The 23514-nt window shown below is 73.1% G+C and carries 17 protein-coding genes and 1 pseudogene; 10 read left to right on the top strand and 8 right to left on the bottom strand.

What is annotated here, in order from left to right; all coding sequences use genetic code 11:
- Positions 1 to 2 precede the first annotated feature (2 nt).
- From R2E43_RS23270 to R2E43_RS23260, 3 genes are all read left to right on the top strand, one after another.
- On the top strand, positions 3 to 2240 hold the full coding sequence (locus tag R2E43_RS23270) for a bifunctional glycosyltransferase/CDP-glycerol:glycerophosphate glycerophosphotransferase (protein WP_332056530.1): 2238 nt from the start codon (positions 3 to 5) through the stop codon (positions 2238 to 2240).
- Positions 2237 to 3568 (top strand): hypothetical protein, encoded by a 1332-nt coding sequence (locus R2E43_RS23265; RefSeq protein ID WP_106518595.1) that lies wholly within the window; start codon positions 2237 to 2239, stop codon positions 3566 to 3568. Before R2E43_RS23270 ends, R2E43_RS23265 begins: the two co-directional genes overlap by 4 nt.
- Positions 3569 to 3698: 130 nt before the next feature.
- A complete protein-coding gene (locus R2E43_RS23260; protein WP_332056529.1) occupies positions 3699 to 5252 on the top strand; it encodes a hypothetical protein in 1554 nt (517 codons plus the stop codon).
- A 21-nt stretch (positions 5253 to 5273) separates the two neighbouring features.
- On the opposite strand, the gene R2E43_RS23255 is transcribed toward R2E43_RS23260, so the two are convergent.
- Positions 5274 to 5687, bottom strand: coding sequence for an organic hydroperoxide resistance protein (locus tag R2E43_RS23255; protein ID WP_326652191.1), 414 nt, complete (start codon positions 5685 to 5687; stop codon positions 5274 to 5276).
- Between the two features lie 138 nt (positions 5688 to 5825).
- Here R2E43_RS23255 and R2E43_RS23250 point away from each other — a divergent pair, with 138 nt between their 5' ends.
- Entirely contained in the window at positions 5826 to 6332 is a 507-nt protein-coding gene (locus R2E43_RS23250; protein WP_003975824.1) for a MarR family winged helix-turn-helix transcriptional regulator, read from the top strand.
- A 77-nt stretch (positions 6333 to 6409) separates the two neighbouring features.
- On the top strand, positions 6410 to 7390 hold the full coding sequence (gene galE / locus R2E43_RS23245; RefSeq protein ID WP_003975823.1) for a UDP-glucose 4-epimerase GalE: 981 nt from the start codon (positions 6410 to 6412) through the stop codon (positions 7388 to 7390).
- Positions 7391 to 7402: 12 nt separating this feature from the next.
- Here galE and R2E43_RS23240 read toward each other — a convergent pair whose 3' ends face one another.
- The 4 genes and pseudogenes from R2E43_RS23240 to R2E43_RS23225 form a co-directional block, all read right to left on the bottom strand.
- Positions 7403 to 7840 (bottom strand): glutaredoxin domain-containing protein, encoded by a 438-nt coding sequence (locus R2E43_RS23240; RefSeq protein WP_003975822.1) that lies wholly within the window; start codon positions 7838 to 7840, stop codon positions 7403 to 7405.
- Entirely contained in the window at positions 7837 to 8448 is a 612-nt protein-coding gene (locus R2E43_RS23235; protein WP_136208993.1) for a DinB family protein, read from the bottom strand. Before R2E43_RS23235 ends, R2E43_RS23240 begins: the two co-directional genes overlap by 4 nt.
- A gap of 10 nt (positions 8449 to 8458) precedes the next feature.
- Positions 8459 to 9238 (bottom strand): annotated as a pseudogene (locus tag R2E43_RS23230) (hypothetical protein); the annotation flags it as partial.
- A gap of 24 nt (positions 9239 to 9262) precedes the next feature.
- Entirely contained in the window at positions 9263 to 9658 is a 396-nt protein-coding gene (locus tag R2E43_RS23225; protein ID WP_161270067.1) for a GNAT family N-acetyltransferase, read from the bottom strand.
- Between the two features lie 115 nt (positions 9659 to 9773).
- Here R2E43_RS23225 and R2E43_RS23220 point away from each other — a divergent pair, with 115 nt between their 5' ends.
- A complete protein-coding gene (locus tag R2E43_RS23220) occupies positions 9774 to 10310 on the top strand; it encodes a nucleoside/nucleotide kinase family protein (RefSeq protein WP_168715449.1) in 537 nt (178 codons plus the stop codon).
- A 39-nt stretch (positions 10311 to 10349) separates the two neighbouring features.
- On the opposite strand, the gene R2E43_RS23215 is transcribed toward R2E43_RS23220, so the two are convergent.
- Positions 10350 to 10982 carry a TetR/AcrR family transcriptional regulator gene (locus R2E43_RS23215; RefSeq protein ID WP_016326371.1) on the bottom strand — a complete coding sequence of 211 codons (633 nt, stop codon included), beginning with the start codon at positions 10980 to 10982 and terminating at the stop codon, positions 10350 to 10352.
- 172 nt (positions 10983 to 11154) lie between these two features.
- Here R2E43_RS23215 and R2E43_RS23210 point away from each other — a divergent pair, with 172 nt between their 5' ends.
- The 4 genes from R2E43_RS23210 (at position 11155) to R2E43_RS23195 (ending at position 17084) form a co-directional block, all read left to right on the top strand.
- The gene (locus R2E43_RS23210; RefSeq protein WP_003975816.1) at positions 11155 to 12111 is read left to right on the top strand and encodes an ABC transporter permease; all 957 of its coding nucleotides are present in this window, start codon (positions 11155 to 11157) and stop codon (positions 12109 to 12111) included.
- Positions 12104 to 12997: an ABC transporter ATP-binding protein gene (locus tag R2E43_RS23205; protein WP_168715450.1), complete on the top strand. Its 894-nt coding sequence runs from the start codon at positions 12104 to 12106 to the stop codon at positions 12995 to 12997. The genes R2E43_RS23210 and R2E43_RS23205 overlap by 8 nt, the downstream gene beginning before the upstream one ends.
- Positions 12998 to 13125: 128 nt before the next feature.
- Complete coding sequence (locus tag R2E43_RS23200; protein WP_332056528.1) at positions 13126 to 15366, top strand: CDP-glycerol glycerophosphotransferase family protein; 2241 nt, start codon at positions 13126 to 13128, stop codon at positions 15364 to 15366.
- Positions 15363 to 17084 (top strand): glycosyltransferase family 2 protein, encoded by a 1722-nt coding sequence (locus R2E43_RS23195; RefSeq protein WP_106518588.1) that lies wholly within the window; start codon positions 15363 to 15365, stop codon positions 17082 to 17084. The genes R2E43_RS23200 and R2E43_RS23195 overlap by 4 nt, the downstream gene beginning before the upstream one ends.
- A 218-nt stretch (positions 17085 to 17302) precedes the next feature.
- Here R2E43_RS23195 and R2E43_RS23190 read toward each other — a convergent pair whose 3' ends face one another.
- Entirely contained in the window at positions 17303 to 22264 is a 4962-nt protein-coding gene (locus R2E43_RS23190) for an NAD-glutamate dehydrogenase (RefSeq protein ID WP_011028707.1), read from the bottom strand.
- A 534-nt stretch (positions 22265 to 22798) separates the two neighbouring features.
- A complete protein-coding gene (locus R2E43_RS23185; RefSeq protein ID WP_003975811.1) occupies positions 22799 to 23470 on the bottom strand; it encodes an HAD family hydrolase in 672 nt (223 codons plus the stop codon).
- Between the last annotated feature and the right edge of the window lie 44 nt (positions 23471 to 23514).

Here is a 23514-nt window from a genome sequence, read left to right as displayed (position 1 = left end):
CCGTGCCCCGCTTCAGCGTCATCGTCCCCTGCTTCAAGGTGCAGGGCTTCCTGCGCGAGTGCCTCGACTCGGTGCTGGACCAGTCCTTCCGGGACATCGAGGTCATCGCCGTCGACGACTGCTCGCCGGACGGTTCGGGGGCGATCCTGGACGAGTACGCGGCCCGCGACGACCGGGTGCGCGTGCTGCACCTGGCGGAGAACGCCGGCCTCGGCCGGGCCCGCAACGCCGGCCTGCCGCTCGCCACCGGCGACTACCTCTTCTTCCTCGACAGCGACGACACCCTCACTCCGGGCGCCCTGCGCGCGATGGCCGACCGGCTCGCGGAGACGGACGGCCCGGACGTGCTGGTCTTCGACTACGCGCGCACCTACTGGTGGGGCGGCACCCGGCGCAACGTGCTGGCCCGGGTGCTCGCCCAGGCGGGCGACGGCACGTTCACGGCGGCCGGGCATCCCGAGATCCTCGACCTGCTGATGGTCGTGTGGAACAAGGTCTACCGGCGCGACTTCGTCGAGCGGGAGGGCTTCACCTTCCCGCCGGGCTACTACGAGGACACGCCCTGGACCTTCCCGGTCATGTTCAGCGCGGAGCGGATCGCCGCGCTGGACCGCATCTGCCTGAACTACCGCCAGCGCCGCCAGGGCAACATCCTGTCCACGACCAGCCGCAAGCACTTCGACGTCCACGCGCAGTACGAGCGGGTCTTCGCCTTCCTGGACGCCCGTCCGGAACTGGCGGCCAGGTGGCGGCCGTTCCTGCACGCCAAGATGGGCGAGCACTGCCTGGACATCCTGTCCAAGCCGGACCGGCTGCCGCCCTCCGACCGGGCCGAGTTCTTCCACCGCACCGCCGAGATGTTCCGCGCCCACCGGCCCGAGGGTGCGGCGGTCCCGGCCGGACTGCGGGTGCTGGAGGGGTCGTACGCCGCCTACCGGGTGCGCCGGCAGTCCGGGCGGGCGGCGCGGGAGCTGGAGCGCCGGACACGGCCGGCGCTCGCCGCGGCCGCCGGGCGGCTGCGCCGGACGGCGAGCACCGTGCACGTGCGCCGTCCCCTCGACCCGAACCTCGTCGTGTACTCGGCGTTCTCCCACCGGGGCGTGCTCGGCGACCCCGCCGCGATCCACCGCGCGGCCCGTGAACTCGCCCCGCACCTGCGCGGGGTGTGGGTGGTGCGGGACGAGGAGAGCGCGGCGGACCCCGCGCTGCTGCCGCCGGGCACCGAGCACGTGGTCCTGGGCAGTGCCGCCTACCGGCGGGTGACCGAGCGGGCGGCGTTCTTCGTCAACAACGTCAACTGGCCCGGCACGGTGGCCAAGCGGCCCGGCACCGTCCACCTCCACACCCACCAGGGGACGCCGCTCAAGCACATGGGCGTGGACCTGCTGGACCGGCCCGGCGCCCGGCACGGGCTGGACGTGCCGCAGATGCTGCGCCGGGCCGACCGCTGGGACCACAGCCTGGTCGCGAGCCGGTACGCGGAGCGGGTCTGGGAGCGGGCCTACCCGTGCCACTTCACGTCCGCGCGCACCGGCAGCCCGCGCAACGACGCCCTGGTCAACGCCGGTCCCGAGGACGGGCGGCGGGTACGCGAGCGGCTCGGTGTCCCCGCCGGCCACACCGTCGTGCTGTACGCGCCGACCCGCCGGGAGTACCGGCGCGGCGGACTCGTCGAGCGCCTGGACGTGGCCCGGCTCGCCGCCGACCTGGGCGAGGGCCACACCCTGCTCGTCCGCCTGCACCCGTCCCTGGCCACCGGTCCGGCGCGCGGCCTGGGCCTCACCGAGCTGCACCGGCGGGGCGCGGTGGTCGACACGACGGACGAACCGCACGTCGAGGACCTGATGCTCGCCTCGGACCTGCTGATCACCGACTACTCCGCCCTGATGTTCGACTACGCCCTCCTGGACCGCCCGATCCTGATCCACGCCGAGGACTGGGGCCCGTACTCGGCGACCCGCGGCACGTACTTCGACATCACCGAGGAGGCACCCGGACACGTCTCGCGCTCCTACCGGGAGCTGGCGTGGCTGCTGGCGTCCGGGGCCTGGCGGGACGAGGAGGCGGCGCGGCTGCGGGGGGCCTTCCGCGCCCGGTACTGCGAGTACGAGGACGGGAGGGCCGCCGAACGGGTGGTGCGGACGCTGCTGCTCGGCGAGCCGATGCCCGCGCCGGAGCCCTCCGGCGTGCCCGGCGCCCGCGCCGTCCCGTCCGGACGCGACCTGCTGCCCTCCACATGAGACCCCGCAGCCGGGTGGACGGCCGGGGTGCCGTCGTCGGGGTGCTGCTCCTGACCGCCGTGTTCGCCGTGCTCCAGCTGGCGAACGTCACCGGCCGGGACACCCCCGACACCAGGAACTACCTGTCGTACGCCCTGAGTCTGACCGGTGAGGGCAAGCGCGCGGCGGCGACGGCCACCATCGACTACGTGTGCGCGAGCCGGGCGGAGCGGGCCCGCCGGGGCCAGAGCGTGCACGTGGTCCGGTTCCACCGCCCCGACCCCACCGGTGCGGTGCTGGCCGAGTGCCGCGAGCAGGAGTGGGCGGTGGTCCGGCCGCGGCTGGCGGCCGGTCAGACCGGCGGGCACACGGTGCCGTACATGTCGGAGCGCTTCATGGCGATCTTCGAGGCGCGGCCGGGCTATCCGGCGTTCCTGGTGCCGTTCGTGCTGGCCTTCGGGGTGACGTGGGGCCTGTGGACCGCGGGGGTGGTGATCGCGGGTGCGGGCGGCGTCCTGGTCTTCCTGATCCTGCGGACCCTGTCCGTGCCGGTGCCGCTCGCCCTGGCCGGGCAGGCGCTGTACTACGTGCTGCCGTGCGGGACGACCGCGATGCGCCCGATGACCGAGGGCCTGCTGATGGCGCTGACCCTGGCGGCGGTCTGGGGCTGCGCACTGGTGCTGCGGGCGGGGCGGAACCGGGCCGGACTGGCGGTGGTCGCCGGTTCACTGATCGCCCTGTTCACGGTCAAGCACTCCCAGGCGCTGTTCCTCGGCCTGTGCCTGGCGGCGGCCGGCGGGGTGATCGCCCTGCGGCGGCACCGGCGGCGGGCCCGACGGCTGCGGGGCCGGGGCGGTCCGGCCTCCCGGGACGTGCTGGCGCTCGCGGCCGTCGGCCTGGCCGGTGCGCTCGCGACCGTGCTGCTGGCGTGGCTGCTGCACTACCCGTCCGAGGCGGACAGCCTCCAGGACCTGCTCACCGATCACTTCAACCGCCCCGACCGGAAGCATCCGTGGCCGGAGTTCTGGCAGTTGCAGGGCAACTTCTGGGTGGAGTGGCTGCGCCGGCAGGCGTGGCAGCCGCTGTTCGTGGCGGCGCTGGCCGCCGGGGCGTGGGGCGCGCTGCGGCGCGGGGGCGCGGTCGGCGGCTTCCTGGTGGCGGCGGCGTGCACCGGGCTCCTCACCCAGGCCGGGCACCCGGACATCAACATCTGGGGCGAGCGGCTGATCGTGCTGGCGTGGCTGCTGCCGGTGGTGGGGGTGCCGCTGCTGCTGGAGCCGGTGGTGCGCGGCGGGCGGGTGCCGCTGCCGGCGCAGGAGCAGCGGGACCGGGCGGACGCGATCGGCTGAGCGTCCTGGGTGTCCTGGGCGTCCTGGGCGTCCGCCGCCCGGGTGACTTGGGCCGGTGAGCGATTGGCGGGGGTGACCCCACCGGGAACATACGCCAAATGTCCCGAATGCCCCACACCTCCTCCGCTTCGTGAGCGCCGACGTCCTCGTCCGGCGGCCCGTGCGCGGTGCGACGGCACTGCGCGGCGGACGCGCCTGGCGCCCCACCCCCTACCAGGTCGCCGGATTCCTCTTCTTCCTCGTGATGACGCTGGCGTACTGGGCGGTGCCGCTGTGCTGCGACGCGGGCCAGCACGCGGCCGTAGTCGAGCGCCTGAAGGCGGACCTGCTCCACCCGCGTCACCCGATGGCCGACCTGCCGGGCGAGGGCAGCGCGTACTACTCGCCGTACGCGGTGGCACAGGGCGTGTTCGCCCGGCTGACGGGGCTGGGCGGCTGGGAGGTGGTGCGGCTCGCCGGGCCGTTGAACCTGCTGGTGCTGCTGACCGGCCTGAACCGCTTCGTCCGGGTACTGACCCCGCGCCCGTGGGCGCCGGTGCTGGCGCTGGGCGCGATGACCCTGCTGTGGGGCACGGAGCGGGCCTGGTGGAGCGGCTACCTCGGGCTGATGTCGATGACGGGCAACCTCGGCTACCCGTCGGCCTTCGCGATCGGGCTGACCTTCTGGGCCTGGGCGCTGACCGGGGCGCGGGCGCGGGACGGGCGCCGGGTGCGGTACGTGGGGCCGAGCGGACTGCGCGGCCTGCCCGGATACGGGGCGCTGGGCGTCCTGTACGGCCTGATCCTCCTCGTCCACCCGATCACCTCGGTGGCGGCGGTGCTCGGCGCGCTGGCGCTGGTGGCCGGATGGCAGGGCGGGTGGCGCGGGCCGGTCGTGGGCCGGTGGGCGCTGACCGGCGCCGTGGCGGTGGGGGCGGCGGCGGCCTGGCCGTACTTCGACGTGTTCGCGCTGGCCGGCGACGACAGCGTGGACGCCATGCACCGGGTCCTGTACCTCGACCTGCCCGGGGAGTTCTGGCTGGCCCTGCTCGGCCTGCCGGCCCTGTGGGCGCGCGGACGCCGCTCGCACCGGGACCCGCTGGTGCTGATGTTCGCGCTGGACTGCGCGGTGGTGGCGTACGGCTGGTTCAGCGGCCACTACACCTACGGCCGGATCCTCGGGCTCACGCTGGTGCCGCCGCAGTTCGCCCTGGCGGTGGAGCTGGCCGCGCCCCGGCCGTGGGGGCGGTGGCGGGCGGTGCTGGGCCGGGCCGCGGCCGCGGGCGCCCTGCTGGGGTTCCTCGCGGTCCACGCGGGGGCGGTGGTGCCGCGGGCGCTGGACCCGGTCGGCTTCGAGCAGCCGCCGGACTGGCCGGCGTACACCTGGGCGGCGCGGCACATCGGCCCCGGCGAGGTCGTGATCACCGACGGCTACTACGCCGGGCACGCCATCGCCGGGTACGGGCCGAACCTCGCGGCGCCCGCCTGGCCGGACCCGGCGCTGGACGAGCGGGAGCGCGGGCGGCGGGCGGGCGACGTCAAGGCGTACCTGGCGCCCGGCTCGACCCGCGCCGAGCGCGCCGCGGTGGTCCGGCGCTACCACGTCCGCTGGCTGCTGCTGACGCGCTGGCACCCGGTGCCCGAGGAGGCGGTGGTGGTGGCGTGGAGCGAGCGGACGGGGGAGGTGCTGGCGCGGGTCGGGTGAGCGCTTGCGGTGCGAGCGCGACTACTCGATGACGAGGTCGACCGGGATGTTGCCGCGGGTGGCGTTGGAGTAGGGGCAGACCTGGTGGGCCTGCTCGACCAGCTTGCGGCCGGTCTCCTCGTCGAGGCCCTCGGGCAGCTCGACCCGGAGGGTGACGGCGAGCGCGAAGCCCTCGCCCTGCTTGCCGATGCCGACCTCGGCGGTCACCGCGGCGTCGCTGACGTCGACCTTCGCCACCCGGCCGACCACGCCGAGGGCGCTGCCGAAACAGGCCGCGTACCCGGCCGCGAAGAGCTGCTCGGGGTTGGTGCCCTGCCCGTTTCCGCCCATCTCGACGGGGATGCCGAGGGCGAGGTCGAGCGTGCCGTCGGAGCTGACGGCACGGCCGTCGCGGCCGTGGGTGGCGGTGGCGGCGGCGGTGTAGAGCGCGTCCATGGGAGAACCGTCCCTTTCAGGGATTCGGGAGGGGGCTGTGTGCCTGACAGCCACAAGTAGAGCACGCCATTTGATCGCGCGCAACTAAATTGCACACAACTAAATCGCGGACAAGGCCAGTCGGCTACCCTGGAGCGCATGACCACGCCCGCGACCGAGCCCGCAGCCGAGCCCGCAGCCGAGCCCGCGACCGACTGGCTCCGCCTGGACCAGCAGATCTGCTTCTCGCTGAGCGCCGCGTCGCGCGCCTTCGGCAGCGTCTACCGCGTGGTCCTCAAGGATCTGGGGCTCACCTACTCCCAGTACCTGGTGCTGCTGGTGCTGTGGGAGCACGGCGAGCTGCCCGTGAAGCGGCTCGGCGAGCACCTCCGCCTCGACTCCGGCACGCTGTCGCCCCTGCTCAAGCGGCTGGAGGCGGCCGGCCTGGTCCGGCGCGAGCGCAGCACGCGCGACGAGCGGTCGGTGCAGGTGCGGCTGACCGAGGAGGGCGCGGCGCTGCGCGGGCGGGCCGTCGAGGTGCCCCGCCGGATCGCCGCGGCGACCGGCCTGGACCTGGCCGAGGTCCAGGACCTGCGCGCCCGCCTCGACCGGCTCACGGCGGCGCTGGACGCGTACGGCACCGGTCCGGCACCCGAACCGTCCTGACGGGTGCGGGCGCCCGGCGGGCGCCGCGATGACGGATCATGGCTACCAAGGACCACCGAACGAAGGGGACAGCCGCAATGACCTGGCTGATCACCGGCGGCGCCGGATACATCGGGGCGCACGTCGTACGGGCGATGACCGAAGCGGGCGAGAAGGCCGTGGTCTACGACGACCTGTCCACGGGGATCGCCGAGCGCGTGCCCGACGGTGTGCCCCTGGTGGTGGGCTCGGTCCTGGACGGCGAGCGGGTCGCCCGCGCCCTGGCCGACCACTCCGTCACCGGCGTGGTGCACCTGGCCGCCAAGAAGCAGGTCGGCGAGTCGGTGGACCTGCCGCTGCACTACTACCGGCAGAACGTGGAGGGCCTGCGGGTCCTGCTGGACGCGGTCACCGCGGCCGGGGTCCCGTCCTTCGTCTTCTCCTCCTCCGCCGCGGTGTACGGCATGCCCGACGTCGACCTCGTGACCGAGGAGACGCCCTGCGTGCCGATGTCGCCGTACGGCGAGACCAAGCTGGCGGGCGAGTGGCTGGTCCGGGCCACGGGCAGGGCGACGGGCCTCGCCACGGCCTCCCTGCGGTACTTCAACGTGGCGGGCGCGGCGAGCCCGGACCTGGTCGACACCGGCGTCTACAACCTCGTCCCGATGGTCTTCGAGAAGCTCACGGAGTCCGCGGCCCCCCGGATCTTCGGCGACGACTACGCGACGCCGGACGGCACCTGCGTGCGCGACTACATCCACGTCGTGGACCTGGCCGAGGCGCACGTGGCCGCGGCCCGCGCACTCCAGTCCTCGCCCGGCACCGCCCTCACGCTGAACATCGGCCGCGGCGAGGGCGTCTCCGTCCGCGAGATGATCGACCGGATCAACGCCGTCACCGGCTGCGACCAGCCGCCGACGGTCACCCCGCGCCGCCCCGGCGACCCGGCGCGCGTCGTCGCCTCGGCCGACCGGGCCGCCGTCGAACTGGGCTGGAAGGCCAAGTACGACGTCGAGGACATGATCACGTCGGCGTGGGCGGGCTGGGTACGGCTCCACCCGGAGGCGGCGCGGGACTGACGCCCCGGGTCGTCACCGGGTCGAGGAGACCTGCTCGCGCACCCAGGCCGGGTCGGGATTGGTGTAGGCCCGGCCCGCCACGAGCAGCGTGGGCACGGTCTCGTTGCCGTCGTTGACCTCGCGCACCGCTTCCGCCCCGGCCTCGTCCCGCCAGATGTCGACCCAGTGCAACCGCCGGGCCCTGCGCCCCAGCCGGAGGCGCAGCCGCAGGCAGTAGGTGCAGCCCGGCCGCCAGAACACCACCGGCCGCCCGTCCGCGGCACTGCGCCGCCGCGCCTCCAGCGCACCGACCGACCTCGGGAACACCAGGGGCGAGGTCAGCCCCGCCAGCAGCACGAACACCACCGACAGCACGGCACCCGTCCCCGGGCGCCCCTGCACGATCGGCCCGGTCGCGGCCCCCGCTCCGGCGATCAGCAGCAGCACCGGGCCCGTCCACGCCCGCCTCATCGGGCCCGCCCCGGGGTCCCGCGGTGCCCGGCTTCCCGGGCGGCGTGCTCGACCCGGTCCCGGTACGCCTCCCACCACACCGCGTCGGCCGCCGGCACACCCGCGTTGTCCTCGCGCATGCCCACGGCACCGTCCGTCAGCTCCCGGACGATGTCGGCATGACCGGCGTGCCGGTGGGTGTCGGCGATCACGCGGGTGACGGCATGGTGCAGGGTCACCTCGTCCTTCCCCTCGTCCCACCACGGCACCCTGCCGACCGTGTCGAGCGCCAGCGCGTCGATCGTCGCGTCCGCGTGGGCCCACGCCCGGTGGTACAGCTCCACGACGTACGCGCGTGACTCGTCGGCGGTGACCCACATGTCCGCGTTGGGCTCGGCACCGTCGGCGAGCCAGGGCAGCGGCTCACCGGACGGCCGCCCGAAGGTGTCGCCGAGATAGCCCAGTTCCACCGTGGCGGCGTGCTTCACCAGCCCGAGGAGGTTGGTACCGGTCGGCGTCGCCGGGCGGCGTACGTCGTACTCGGAGAGCCCTTCGAGCTTCCAGAGCAGGGCGTCGCGGGCCGACTGGAGGTAGAGGCGGAGATCGGCCTTGGGATCGGTCGGGGTCATGGCGCCAGTCTCCCCCTCCCGTCCGGGGAACCGGCACGCACCGGGGGGAGGGATCGCTCGCTACGCGCTGGTCGCCACGCTCGGCGCTCCTGCGCGGATCGTCCGCCAGGATGCGGGCGGCGAGCCGCCGGGCCTGCTCCCGCGGGGACCGGTCGGGGACGAGCGGCAGCTCGTACCGGTAGGAACAGGCCGGCGTCCCGGGGGCCGGGGATGCGCTGAACTCGACGTCGACGCCCTCGGGGAGGGCCAGCTCCTCGGGCTCGTCCGGCTCCTCGCGCCGGGGCCGGACGCCCGTGAGGACGCAGCCCCACCGCTCGAACCCGCCGCTGTCCACCAGGATCTGCTCCAGCAGCCGGGCCACGGTGTCCACCGGCTCCTCCCAACCGCGGTCCGCCGCGGCCCGCGCCAGCTCGGCCTCGTACTGGGCCGCGTCGAAGTGGACCTCCGCGGGCACGGCGTTGATGTCGCTGGTGTTCTCCCAGGCGTCCCAGATCACCCGGCCGCCCTCCCGGCGCATGGTGACGTACAGGCCGCCGCAGCAGCCGACGGTGCAGGTCGGCTCGCTGATCAGCACCCTGCGCGGCACCGCCGTGACCGCGAGCGGCCAACTCTCGCCCGGTCCCCGCCAGCCCCGGCAACTGGGCGCCATCCCTTCCGGGTGGACCTCGCCCAGAACGTCCACCCCGTCGATCAGCGGCCGCACCTCGGCCCAGGGGTCGGCAGTCCAGTCCTGCGGGATCCGGTGCTCCAGCGTCAACGTGCTGATGCTCGGCCGGTCGGTCACAGCCATGCCTCCCACTGAATCAGCGGCGCGTCACAGGGCGATGAGCCCTGCCGACGTTTCCTTGAAGCCGCATGCGTCGAGGTAGAACGGGCGCAGGTCGTCCTCGAAGTCGACGTGCAGCCATTCGCACGCCGCCGCCCGGGCCTGTTCGGCGGCGACCGCGACCAGTTGGGCGCCGACTCCGCGTGAGCGGCAGTGCCGGGCGACCACCGTGTCCAGGAGGAAGGCGTGTGCTCCGCCGTCCCAGGCGACGTTGACGAAGCCGACCAGCGAGCCGTTCTCCCAGGCGCAGACCCAGCCGAGGCTGTGCCGCTCCAGCTGTGTCCGCCAGTCGGTCCCGTCGGGCGGGTGGCCGAAGCCGTCGGCGTGCAGTGCGCCGAGGAGCACGTTGTCGACGTCTCCCCGCCACCGGTAGGTGATCGTCACGGTCCGATCGTATGCCGACCCGGATGCCGACGGGTCCGGGGCCGGCCGGACCCTCGGCCCGGGGAGAAAACGGATTCGCGCGCACCCCGCCCCGGCCATGACGCACACTGCCGGCATGGACCAGGAAGCCGGCGCCTACGACCTGTTGCTCATCGGCGGCGGCTCCGGCGTGGGCAAGAGCACCGTCGGCCGGGAGGTGTCCGCGCTGCTGCGGGCGGCCGGAACCGCGCACTGCCTGATCGAGGGGGACGGCATGGACCAGATCCATCCCGCACCCGTGGGCGACCCGCACCGCACGGCGATCACCGAGCGGAACATCGCCGCGGTGTGGGCGAACTACGCGGCGCTCGGTCAGCGCCGGCTGCTCTACACCAACACCGTGAGCATCCTCGAGGCGCCGATGATCGGGCGGGCCATGGGCGGGGACGAGGTCAGGGTCACCTGCGTCCTCCTGACCGCCGACGAGGCCACCGTGCGGCAGCGGCTCGCCGTGCGGGAGACCGGATCGCAGCTCGGCGTCCACATCGAGCGGAGTCTGCGCATGGCGCGGCGGCTGGCCGAGGAGGCCCCCGTGGGCACGGTGCGGGTACCCACGGACGGCCGGGCGGTGCGGGACATAGCGGCGCAGGTCGTCCGGCTCGCCGGCTGGTGATGGGGCGAGCCGGCCCTCGGTCCGCCCGGCGCCGAGGGGTCAGAGCGCCTTGAGCCCCTCCGCCGTGGCCCGGGCCAGCGATCCCAGGTAGCCCTTGGGCGGCTTCGGCCCGCGGACGACCACCGAGCGCCAGTACAGCGGGCCCGAGATCAGGTCGAGGGCCAGGTCGGTGTCGAGGCCGGGGGCCAGCTCGCCGCGTTCGGCCGCCGCCGCGAGGATCTTGCTGGCGACGCCGTCCTGGCCCTCCCGCAGGGTCTTCTGCAGCGCCTCGGCGATGTCGGCGTTGCGGGCCGCCTCCGCCTGGAGGTCGGGGATGATCTGCGAGGCCACCGGATGGCGCAGGGCACGGGACGTCACCTCGTACAGCAGCCGCAGGTCCCCCTCCAGGGAGCCGGTGTCCGGCGCGGGCAGGCCCTGCACGGCGAGCGCGGAGACGATGTCGAGCACAAGGTGCAGCTTGGAGCGCCAGCGCCGGTAGACGGCGGTCTTGCCGACTCCCGCGCGGCGCGCGATGCCCTCGATGGACATGCGGGCGTAGCCGACCGCCGCCAGCTCCTCGAAGACCGCCGCGCGAATGGCCTCGGTCACGTCCTCGCGGAGCACCGCCGCCCCGGCGGGGGCCCGGCGGCGCGGGCGCGGCGTCGGCTCGTCGGCGGCGGCGTTGGTCGTCATGCGGGTCAAGCATAGGGCGTCACGACGAAACGGTTGCGTTCCGGCGTTGCCACGGCCTACGCTCACGTCACGACGATACGGTGCCGTCCCGACGTAAATGAACACACACGGTCACCCAGGTGAACGACGGGCGTCGCCCTCTCGCCCCCTCCCCCGAGCGAAAGCACCGGATGTGAGCCAGGTCCTCGACCCCCCTCCCCCGACCCGGGCATCGACCCAGGCCGCCCCTTTCACCACCGAATCCGGCCCCGCCGCCGGGTCCGACCTCGCGGCGCTCGCCGCCCGGCACGGACTGACGGTCAGCGGTGCCCGCCCCTCGCTGCCCCAGTACGTCCGCGACCTGTGGGCGCGCCGGCACTTCATCGGCGCCTTCTCCACCGCCAAGCTCACCGCCCAGTACAGCCAGGCCAAGCTGGGCCAGCTCTGGCAGGTGATGACGCCGCTGCTCAACGCGGCGGTGTACTACTTCATCTTCGGCCTGCTGATGGACACCAAGCGCGGCGTGGAGGACTTCGTCCCGTTCCTGGTCACCGGCGTGTTCGTGTGGACGTTCACGCAGAGCTCGATCATGGCGGGCACCCGCGCCATCTCCGGCAACCTCGGCCTCGTGCGCGCCCTGCACTTCCCCCGCGCCGCGCTGCCGGTGTCGTTCTGCCTCCAGCAGCTCCAGCAGCTGCTGTTCTCGATGGCCGCGCTCCTCGTGATCCTGCTGGCCTTCGGCGTGCCGCCCGCCCCGTCCTGGGTGCTCGCCCTGCCGGCACTGGTGCTGCAGTTCCTGTTCAACGCGGGCGTGGCGATGGTCATGGCCCGGGTGGGCTCGAAGATCCCCGACATGGCCCAGCTGATGCCGTTCCTGCTGCGCACCTGGATGTACGCCTCGGGCGTCATGTTCAGCATCGAGCACATGACCGGCCCGGACAGCGGGCTGCCGTCCTGGGTCGGCACCGCCCTCCAGCTCAATCCCGCCGTCGTCTACATCGACCTGATGCGCTTCGCCCTGATCGACACCTTCGGCGGAAGCCAGCTGCCGCCGCACGTGTGGGCGCTCGCGGTGGGCTGGGCCCTGGTCGCCGGGATCGGCGGCTTCGTCTACTTCTGGAAGGCCGAGGAGACCTACGGTCGTGGCTGACAACAACAGCACTGCCGCCGAACAGGCGGGCGAGCGCGTGCCCACCGTCGTCGTCGACGGCGTCGACATCGTCTACCGGGTCAACGGCACCGGCGCCGGCCGCGGCACCGCGACCGCCGCCCTCAACCGCATCCTGCGCCGCGGGAAGACGGAGAAGGCCGCGGGCGTGCGCCGGGTGCACGCCGTGAAGAAGGTGTCCTTCGTGGCGTACCGGGGCGAGGCCATCGGTCTGATCGGCACCAACGGTTCGGGCAAGTCGACGCTGCTCAAGGCGGTCGCGGGCCTGCTTCCCGTGGAGCACGGCCGCATCTACACCGACGGGCAGCCCTCCCTGCTCGGCGTCAACGCGGCCCTGATGAACGACCTCACCGGCGAGCGCAACGTGTACCTCGGCGGCCTGGCGATGGGCATGTCCCGCGCACAGGTCAAGGAGCGCTACCAGGAGATCGTCGACTTCTCCGGCATCAACGAGAAGGGCGACTTCATCACCCTGCCGATGCGCACGTACTCCTCCGGCATGGCGGCCCGCCTGCGGTTCTCCATCGCCGCCGCCAAGGACCACGACGTCCTCCTCGTGGACGAGGCCCTGGCCACCGGCGACCGCTCCTTCCAGAAGCGGTCCGAGCAGCGCATCCGGGAACTGCGCAAGCACGCCGGCACGGTGTTCCTGGTCAGCCACAGCAACAAGTCCATCCGCGACACCTGCGACCGGGTGCTGTGGCTGGAGCGCGGTGAACTGCGGATGGACGGGCCGACGGAGGAGGTCCTCAAGGAGTACGAGAAGTTCACCGCGGGCCCGGGCCCGGCGGCGAAACCCAAGCCGCAGGCCAAGGCCGCACCCGCGCCCGCGCCCGCGCCCGCGCCGAAGGCTCCGACAGCCGTGTGAGCACACCGTCCCGTCGCCCGTGAGGCGTACTCACAATTAACCCTTTTGCCCGATTGATGTCACGATGACCGCATAGCAGTCGACCACAGGAGTGCTCCGGGAGCGACGAAGGCGAAGGAGTCCCCGCGATGTCCGTCACCGCGATGTCCGAGACGGCCCCCGACCTCAGCGTCATCGTCCACGGCCGCAACGTCCAGGACCACCTGCCCGCCCTCCTCGACTCCCTGGACGCCCACCCCCTCACCGGCGTCGAGGTGATCGTCGCCGCCGTCGGGGACTGGGCGCGGGAGGTCGCCGAGCGGCACGCCCCCGCCTTCACCGTGCTGCCCCTGCCGGACGGAGCCGGTGACGCCGCGGCCCGTTCGGCGGGGGCGGCACGGGCGCGGGGCCGGTGGCTGCACTTCGTGCACGCCAAGGACGGGCTGCCCGTCGGCGCCCCGCCCGCCGTCGCCGAGCGCGCCGGTGCCCTCCCCGACGCCGTGGAGGTCCTGCTCCTCGACCACGTCCGCAGCTCCTGGCGCGCCTCGGGTCTGCCCTCCCCCGACGGACCGCGCCTCGCCCGCGCGGGCCGCGCCGGGGAGAGCCTCGCCCTCGACGACCGCGCGGGGCTGCTCCGCCTCACCCCGCTGCTCGGCAACCGCGCCGTGCGCGCCGGCTTCTGGCGGGCCCACGAACGGCTCCTGACCACCGAGGACGAGCCCTTCGCCGCGTACGCCGCGCTGCTGCTCGCCGACCGCGTCGCCTGCCTGCCCCACCCGGCGTACGAGGACCGCAGGCTGCGCCCCGAGAGCCTGCCGCCGCCCACAGCGGCGCAGCGGTACGCCCTGGTCGACCGCTACGAGGCGCTCCTGGGCCTCACCGCCGACCGGCCCGCCGTCCACGGCGTCCTGTACGACCTGATGATCCGCGACTGCCTGCACACCTTCGCCCGCGCCGGGATGCCGGACGACGTGGCGCGGGAGTTCTTCCACCGGGCGTCGGTGACCGCCCGGCGCCACCGCCCCGAGGGACTGCGGCGCCCGGCCGGACTGGAGGGCGTACGCCGCTCGCTCCTGGAGGAGGGCGCCTACGGCAGGTACCGCGCCCTGCGGACCGCCAGCCACGCCCGCCGCGGGGTGCGCGCCGCCGCGCGCACCGGCAGACGCTGGGCCGGTACCCGGCTGCGCACCCTCCAGTACCGCGCCGCCCTGGCCCGCCCCCTCGACCCGCACCTCGCGGTGTTCTCGGCGTACTGGAACCGCGGGGTGGCCTGCAACCCGGCCGCGATCGCCACCAAGCTCGCCGAACTCGCCCCGGGCGTCCACCCGGTGTGGGTGGTCACGGCGCAGGGCGCGGCCCTGCTGCCGCCCGGCACCGACCACGTGGTGCCCGGCACCCGCCGCTACTGGGAGGTGCTGGCCCGCGCCAAGTACCTGGTCAACAACGTCAACTTCCCGGACGCGGTGGTCAAACGCCCCGGCACCGTCCACCTCCAGACCCACCACGGGACCCCGCTCAAGCGCATGGGCGTGGACCAGCTGCCGTACCCGGCCGCCGCCCACGGCCTGGACTTCCAGGCGCTGCTCGAGCGCGTCGACAAGTGGGACTTCAGCGTCTCCGCCAACAGCCACTCCACCCGCATGTGGCAGCGGGCCTACCCGTCCCGCCACCTCTCCCTCGACCACGGCTACCCGCGCAACGACGTGTACTACACCGCCGGTCCCGCCGAGGTCCGCGCGGCCCGCGAGCGCCTCGGCATCGCACCCGGCCGCCGCGCGGTTCTCTACGCGCCCACCCACCGCGACTACGAGGCCGGCTGGACCCCGCGCCTGGACCTCGCGGCCCTCGCCGACCGACTCGGTGAAGAAACGGTTCTGCTGGTGCGCGCGCACTACTTCTACGACAGCGCCGCCGCCCCCTCGGCCCCGCTGGCGGGCCTGCGCCGCACCGGCCGCCTCGTCGACGTCTCCTCCTACGAACCCGTCGAGGAGCTGTGCCTGGCCGCCGACGCGCTGGTCACCGACTACTCGTCGATCATGTTCGACTACGCCAACCTCGACCGCCCGATCGTCATCCACGCCGACGACTGGGAGACCTACCGCACCACCCGCGGCGTCTACTTCGACCTGATGGCCGAGGCCCCCGGACCGGTCGCCCGCACCCAGGCGGAGCTGACGGAGATCCTCACCTCCGACGCCTGGCACGACGAGCGCGCGACGAAGGCCCGGACCGCCTTCAGGCGCCGGTTCTGCGAGTACGACGACGGCCGCGCCGCCGAACGCGTCGTGCGCCGGGTCTTCCTCGGCGAGGACGAGCGGACGCTGCCCCCGGTCCTGCCGGTCGAGGACCGCACCCCGGCCCCGAGCCCCGAGGAGGCGACCTCGTCATGAGGACAGCCACGAGCACGAGCCCGGCCACGGGCACGCCCGCGCCCGTCCCCTCGCGGACACCGGACGTCACCGTCACCGTCATCGTCTACAACGACGCCGGGCGCCTCCCCCGCGCGGTCGCCTCCGCGCTGCGCCAGTCCCACGCGAACATCGAGGTCGTCATCAGCGACGACCACTCGACCGACGCGACCGAGGAGGTGGCCCGCGAACTGGCCGCCCACGACCCGCGCGTCGTCTACCTCCGGCTGCCGGAGAACAGCGGCGGGTGCAGCGCCCCGCGCAACCGCGCCCTGGAGATCGCGCGGGCGCCGTACCTGATGTTCCTGGACAGCGACGACGAACTCCCCGAACGCGCCGTCGAGGTCCTGCTCGCCGCCCACCGCGAACGCGACCTGGACTTCGCCATGGGCGCCGTGCACCGCATCCGCGAGGACGGCGGACGCCGCACGACCTGGATGCCGCACCTGGTCGCCGAACGCCGCACCCTCGACGGCATCGAGGCCGACCCGCGCCTGCTCTTCGAGCACCTCTCCACCAGCAAGATGTACGCCCGTGCCTTCCTCGACCGGCACGGCCTGCGCTTCCCCGAGGGCATCCACTACGAGGACCAGCTCTTCTCGGCGCAGGCGTACTGCCTGGCCAAGACGTTCACCGTGGTCCCCGAGCCGGTCTACCGCTGGTACATCGCCCCGTACGCGGCCGCCGACTCCGCCTCCATCTCCAACCAGCGGCACAAGCTCACCAACGTCCGCGACCGCGTCCACGTGCAGCGCCTCATCGACGCGTTCCTGGCCGAGAGCGGACACGAGGCGCTGCGCGAGGACAAGGACTTCAAGTTCCTCAAGCACGACTTCCGGATGTACGCCGGTGACCTCCCCTACCGGGACGACACCTGGCTGGCCTCCTTCGCGGACCTGATGAACCCCTACCTCGACACGCTCGCCGAGGGCGCCTACGCCCGGCTGCCCCGCGCCGAACGGGTCGTCCTGCGGCTGCTGCGCGACCGGCGCCTGTCCGACGTACGTACGGCGGCCCGCGGCCTCGGCCACGACGTGGCACCGCGCCGGGTGACGCCGGACGAGCAGAGCGGCCGCGTGTACTGGGGCGAGGAGGTCCCGGCCTCCCCCGAGTCCCGGCGCGAGCTGGACCTGACCGACCTGGACCTGGACACCCGCCCGTTCTTCACCGCCCTGCTCCGGCACGAGATCACGGAGATCACGCGTGGCCCCGGTGCGTCGGTCGACCTCACCGTCCGCACCTACGACCCGGCCCTGCGCCTCCCCGTCGGCCCCCAGCGCGCGGTGCTCCACCTCTCCCCCGGCCCGAGGCGCCTCACGGTTCCCTTCCGCCTCTCGCCCGTCCGCCCCGGACTCTTCGAGGGCCGCGTCCGCCTGGACCTGGCGGCGGCCCGTCTCCCCCTGCACGGCTTCGCGGGCACCCGCCATCCCGTGCTCCGCCTCCGCCATCGCGGCCGCACCCACACGGGCATCCTCCTGGCGCCCCTGGCCTTCCCGCCCCTCACGGCCCGCGTCCCCTATCGCACCGGCCTCACCCCCCACCGCGTCACCCTCCGCCCTGAGGGCCACAACCCGGGCCGCCTCCAGATCACCTGGCAGCCGGTGGGCACGACGGCCAAAATCCTCGGCCCTGCCGCGCGCCGCCTCTCCACCCCCCGAACCCGCAGAGCAGCCCGCTTGCTGTCCAACATCCTCCGTTGACGTCACCCCGACTGCGGGCAGTCGTGCCTCCCCCAGTGCCTGAACGGCCTGGGAGGTACCCCCGGGCGGCACGGGTGGGCGCGGGCGGCACCCCGTAGGCGCCGGGCTGCGCACCCACCCCGCGTCCACGCCCACCCCGGGCGCGACGCAAAGGCGCCCCGGACCGAACCCGGCCCGGGGCGCCTCACACGGCAACGACGCAACCGCCGCACCGCCTCCTACGAATGCGTGCGCAGCAACGTCCGCATCGTCCGCATGGCCACCGAGAGGTTGGACAGATCAAACGCGTCCGACTGCCGGATCTCCTCCAGCGTCGTCCGCGCCCGCCCGAGAATCGCCGCGTTCTTCTCCTCCCACGCCTTGAACCGCTGCTCCGGCGTCGACGACCCGTTGCCCACCGCCAGGACGTCCGCGGTCAGCGCCGCGTGCGCCGCGTACAGGTCCTCGCGGATCGCCGCACGGGCCATGGACTGCCAGCGGTCGTCCCGCGGCAGGTCACTGATCCGGTCCATCAGCTGGGTGACGCCCAGCCGGTCGGCGAGGTCGTAGTACACCTCCGCGACGTCCAGCGGCTCCTTGCCCATGCGGTCGGCCACCGACACGATGTCCAGCGCCGCGAAGACCGAGGAGAACCCGGCCACCAGCGTCGCCGGCTCGTCCGGGACTCCGGCGCCGGTCAGCTCGTCGTAGATGTGCTGGTACCACTCCGCGTCCGCACCGCGCAGCAGCTTCGGCAGCTGCGACCACACCTGCTCGACCCGCTCGGCGAAGAAGTCCACCGTCTCGGCCAGCTCCAGCGGCTGCGGCCGGTTGTTGAGCAGCCAGCGCGTGCCGCGCTCGACCAGGCGGCGCGAGTGCAGCCGGATCCGGGTCTGGACGGCGGCGTCGGCCTTGGTGTCCAGCTCCTCCACCGCGTCCCACACCGGCGAGGAGCGGAAGATCGCCCGCGCCACGGTCTGCGCCCGCACGATCTCCTCGAGCGACGCGCCGGTCTCCTCGCGCATCCGGTGCAGATACGTCGTACCGCCCGTGTTGACCGTGTCGTTGACCAGGACGGTCGTCGTGATCTCGCGGCGCAGCGGGTGGCCGTCGACCTGCTCGGCGAACTGCTCGCGCAGCGCCGTCGGGAAGTAGGCGTGCAGCAGACCCTTGAGGTACGGGTCGTCCGGCAGCGAGGTGTGCAGCAGCTCCTCGGCGACGGTGATCTTCGTGTACGCCAGCAGTACGGCCGTCTCCGGGCCGGTCAGGCCGTGTCCGCTGCTCAGCCGCTCCCGGATCTGGCGGTCGGTGGGCAGGAACTCCAGGGCCCGGTTGAGGTGGCCCTCCCTGACCAGGTGCCGCATGAAGCGCTGCTGGGCGTGGAGCATGTCCCTGGACTGGGCGAGCGCGTTGGCGATCGCCGTGTTCTGCGCGTAGTTGTTGCGCAGGACCAGCGCGCCGACCTCGTCGGTCATCTGGGCGAGCAGCTTGTTGCGCTGCTTGACGGTCATGTCGCCGTCCTTGACGAGACCGTTGAGCAGGATCTTGATGTTCACCTCGTGGTCGGAGGTGTCCACGCCCGCGCTGTTGTCGATGGCGTCGGTGTTGATCCGGCCGCCCTGCAGCGCGAACTCGATCCGGCCCAGCTGGGTCAGGCCCAGGTTGCCGCCCTCGCCGACGACCTGGACCCGCAGGTCCTTGCCGTCGACGCGGATGGCGTCGTTGCCCTTGTCGCCGACGTCCGCGTTGGACTCGGTGGACGCCTTGACGTAGGTGCCGATGCCGCCGTTCCACAGCAGGTCCACCGGGGAGCTGAGGATCGCCTTCATCAGCTCGGCCGGGGTCATCTTGGTGACGCCCGGCTCGATGCCGAGGGCCTCGCGGACGTGCGCGTTGACCGGGATGGACTTGGCCGTGCGCGGGAAGATGCCGCCGCCCGCCGAGAGCAGCTCGGTGTTGTAGTCCTCCCAGGACGAGCGCGGCAGCTCGAACAGCCGGCGGCGCTCGGCGTAGGAGGTGGCCGCGTCCGGCGTCGGGTCGATGAAGATGTGCCGGTGGTCGAAGGCGGCGACCAGGCGGATGTGCTCGCTGAGCAGCATGCCGTTGCCGAAGACGTCGCCGGACATGTCGCCGATGCCGACGACCGTGAAGTCCTGGGTCTGGGTGTCCACGCCCAGCTCCCGGAAGTGCCGCTTGACGGACTCCCAGGCGCCGCGGGCGGTGATGCCCATGCCCTTGTGGTCGTAGCCCGCGCTGCCGCCGGAGGCGAAGGCGTCACCGAGCCAGAAGTTGTAGGACTCGGCGACCTCGTTGGCGATGTCGGAGAACTTCGCGGTGCCCTTGTCGGCGGCGACGACGAGGTAGGTGTCGTCCTCGTCGTGCCGGACGACGTCCGCGGGGTGCACGACCTCGCCGGCCACCATGTTGTCGGTGATGTCGAGCAGCGCCGAGATGAACGTCTTGTAGCTGGCGATGCCCTCCGCCAGCCACGCGTCGCGGTCGACGCCCGGGTCGGGCAGCTGCTTGGCGACGAAACCGCCCTTGGCGCCGACCGGCACGATGACGGTGTTCTTCACCATCTGCGCCTTGACCAGGCCGAGGATCTCGGTGCGGAAGTCCTCCCTCCGGTCCGACCAGCGCAGACCACCGCGCGCGACCTTGCCGAAGCGCAGGTGCACGCCCTCGACGCGCGGCGAGTACACCCAGATCTCGAACGCCGGGCGCGGCGCGGGCAGGTCGGGAATGGCCTGCGGGTCGAACTTCATGGAGACGTAGTCGTGCGGCACGCCGCCGCTCGCCTCCTGGAAGAAGTTGGTCCGCAGCGTCGCCTTGATGACGGTGAGGAAGGACCGCAGGATCCGGTCCTCGTCCAGGCTCGCCACCTGGTCGAGAGCGGCGTCGACCTCTTCGAGCAGGGCGTCGACGATCTCCCGCCCGGCCCGCTGCCGCTCCGGCGCCATCCGCGCCTCGAACAGGTTGATGAGCAGGCGCGTGGTGTGGACGTTGTTGCGGAGGGTGTCCTCCATGTAGTCCTGGCTGAACGTGGAGCCGGCCTGCCGCAGGTACTTGGCGTACGCGCGCAGCACCATCGCCTCGCGCCAGGTCAGTCCGGCGCTCAGCACGAGGGCGTTGAAGCCGTCGTTCTCCGCCTTGCCGGTCCAGGTGGCGGCGAAGGCGTCCTGGACGCGCTCGCGGGCGTCGTCGCCGAGGTAGTCGGCGCCGCCGGACGGGGCCTTGGGCATCCGCAGGCCGAAGTCGTAGATCCAGGCCGTGGTGCGGTCCGCGCAGCGCAGCTCGTAGGGGCGCTCGTCGGTGACCTCGACGCCGAGCCGGCTGAGCACCGGCAGCACGGCGGACAGGGAGACCGAGCCGCCCTTCTGGTAGATCTTGAAGCGCCGCTCCTCGGGCGCGGCGCCGACCGGCTCGTACAGGCTGAGCGCGAAGGTCGTCTCCTCGTCGAGCTGCTCCAGGTGGCCGAGGTCGGCGACGGCGGAGCGCGGGCCGTGGTCGGCCTTGTAGCCCTCGGGGAAGGCGGACCCGTAGAGGCGCAGCAGCTCCGCGGCGCGTTCCTCGCCGAACTCGGCGGTCAGCGCCTCGCCGAACCCGTCGGCCCAGGAGCGGGCGGCCTCGACGAGCCGGGCCTCGACGCGCTCCTTGTCGGCGTCGGACAGGTGCGGCAGCTCCGTGCCCTGCGGGACCCGGACCACGAAGTGCAGCCGGGACAGGATCGACTCGGTGTTCCAGGCCGTGAAGTCGACGCTGGTGCCGCCGAGCTCCTCCTTGAGGATGTCGATGATCCGCAGCCGGACACCGGTGGTGTAGCGGTCGCGGGGGAGGTAGACGAGGGCCGAGTAGTAGCGGCCGTACTCGTCCTGACGCAGGTAGAGGCGCAGGCGGCGCCGCTCCTGGAGGTAGAGCACGGAGGTGACGATCGGCTCCAGCTCCTCGACGGAGGTCTGGAACATCTCGTCGCGCGGGTACGTCTCCAGGATCTGCAGCAGGTCCCGCCCGTCATGGCTGTTGGGCGAGAAGCCGGCCCGCTCCAGCACCTCCTCCACCTTGCGCCGCACCACCGGCACCCGGCGGACGGACTCGGTGTAGGCGGCGGAGGAGAAGAGTCCGAGGAAGCGCCGCTCGCCGACGACGTTGCCGTTCTCGTCGAACTTCTTGACCCCGACGTAGTCGAGGTACGACGGCCGGTGCACGGTGGCCCGGCTGTTCGCCTTGGTCAGCACCAGCAGCCGGTGCTCGCGGGCCTTGGCCCGGGCGTCGGCCGGCAGCCGCTCGAAGGACGGGCTGACGGGGTGGCTCTCGTCGGCCGCGTGGTGCGGGTCGGAACGCAGGATGCCGAGGCCGGTACCGGCGACGGCGGCGAGGGAGTCGTCCTCGCGCAGCTGGTACTCGCGGTAGCCGAGGAAGGTGAAGTGGTCGTCGGCCAGCCAGCGCAGCAGCTCGCGGGCCTCCTCCAGCTCGCGCGCGGGGAGGTCCTCGGGGGTCGCCTCGGTCGACAGCTGGTCCGCGATACGGACGGCCGCGTCCCGCATCTTGCCCCAGTCCTCGACGGTCTCGCGGACGTCGTTCAGGACGCGCAGCAGGTCGGCGGTGATCTGCTTCAGGTCGCCGCGGTCGGTCTCGCGGTCGATCTCGACGTGGATCCAGGACTCGACGTGCGCGTCGTGCGGCAGGTCGGCGGCGGGCGGACCGGCGAGCACCTCGACGAGCTTGCCGGCGATGTCGCGCCGCACCACGATCTGCGGGTGGACGACGACGTGGATGCCGCGGCCCTGGCGGGTCAGCTCGTTGGTCACGGAGTCGACGAGGAAGGGCATGTCGTCGGTGACCACCTCGACGACGGAGTGGCTGCACGTCCAGCCGTTCTCCTCGACCGTCGGGGTGTGCACCCGGACGTTCGCCGTGCCCTGCGGACGGTTCTCGGCCAGCCGGTAGTGCGAGACGGCGGCCCCGAAGATGTCGACCGGGTCGCGGTCGGCGAGGTCCTCCGGGGCGGTGTGCCGGTAGTAGCGCTGGAGGAACGCGAACACGGATGCGTAGTCCGGGGCGCCGTCCGGGCCGTCCGGGGTGCCCGGAGTTCCCTCGCCCGTCGTCCCGGTCGGTAGGTGCCCCCCGACCGGGCTGTTCTCAGCTACCCGCGCAGCCCTTTCGAGCAGCTCGGCCTTGGCTTCGTCCAGCTTGGTCTGCATTGTCCTCTGACTCCTGTCGCGCGCCGTTGCGTGACGTAGAAGGAAGTACGGTCTCCTGCCTTCCGGCATGACGTCGGGACACGGGGTGTCCGGTCTGCTCCGACGCTATGCCGCAAGATGAGAGGAGCGGGGGCATATCAGCCAATGTCGCCGCTTCCACCGGGTGTGACTTCGCTCTCGCCGTCACCGTCCGGGAAGTGCGCGGCGCCGTACCGGGGGTCTTCGATGCCCCGTCCCGCCCGCGAGGATCAGCGACCGCCGCCCGGCCACGGATGTCGTCCGTGACTGCCGGGCGCAGGGCAGGGGCACCAGTGCCCCCGCGAGCTATCGCGCTGATCACGCCACAAGGCTATCGCCCCGCACGGGCTCCCCGTCATGAGCCGCATGTGTACAAAACCGGGCCCGCAACTTGGACGTTCCGCACAGGTACGACGCGGCGCCGGGCGCGCCCCGGCGTCCGGTACACCCCGGTGCCGGTACGCGCCGGTGCCGGTACGCGCCGGTGCCGGTACGCGCCGGTGCCGGGCGGCGGGGTCAGCCCGCCAGCCGCTCCGCCACCGCCACGGCCTCTCCCAGCGTGTCCACCACCGGCACCCCGACCCCCTCGAGGCTGGCCCGGCTGTGCGACCCCCCGGTGTAGAGCACCGCCCCGGCGCCCGCGTGGCTCGCCGCCACCGCGTCGTCGGCGGCGTCCCCGATCACCACCGTGCGAGCGGGCTCCACCCCGGACAGCGCCAGCTGCGCGAGGTGCCGCACCATGTGCTCGGCCTTGCTGCCCCCGGACGGCCCCATCCGGCCGTCGACGCGTATGAAGTGCGTCTCGATCCCGAGGCCCCTGACCAGCGGCACCAGCTCGTCGTGGCCGTACATGCTGAGGATCGACTGGCTGCGCCCCGCCGACCGCCACCGGACGAGCAGCTCCGTGGCACCGTCCGCGAGCGTGCAACGGCTCCGGTGCACGCTGTAGTACCGCTGGAAGGTCGCGTCCATGACCTCCCACTCGGCGTCGGTGGGCAGCCGCCCCATCAGGCGCTCGTAGAACTTCGGCACCGGCACGCAGTACAGCGCCCGGTACCGCTCCAGTGTGATCGGCGCCAGCCCCAGCTCGGCGAACGCCGCGTTCGTCGCCCCGATGATCGCGTCGTTGTCGTGGAACAGCGTGCCGTTCCAGTCCCACACGATGTGTGCGCCTGTCTGCATCCCCATGCCCGAAAACGTACCCGGCGCCACTGACAATCGGGACACCGAGG

Origin of the sequence: Streptomyces violaceoruber, from assembly GCF_033406955.1 — a bacterium.
In the GTDB taxonomy this organism is placed as follows: Bacteria; Actinomycetota; Actinomycetes; order Streptomycetales; family Streptomycetaceae; genus Streptomyces; species Streptomyces violaceoruber.
This window is presented reverse-complemented; position numbering and strand designations above follow the sequence as displayed.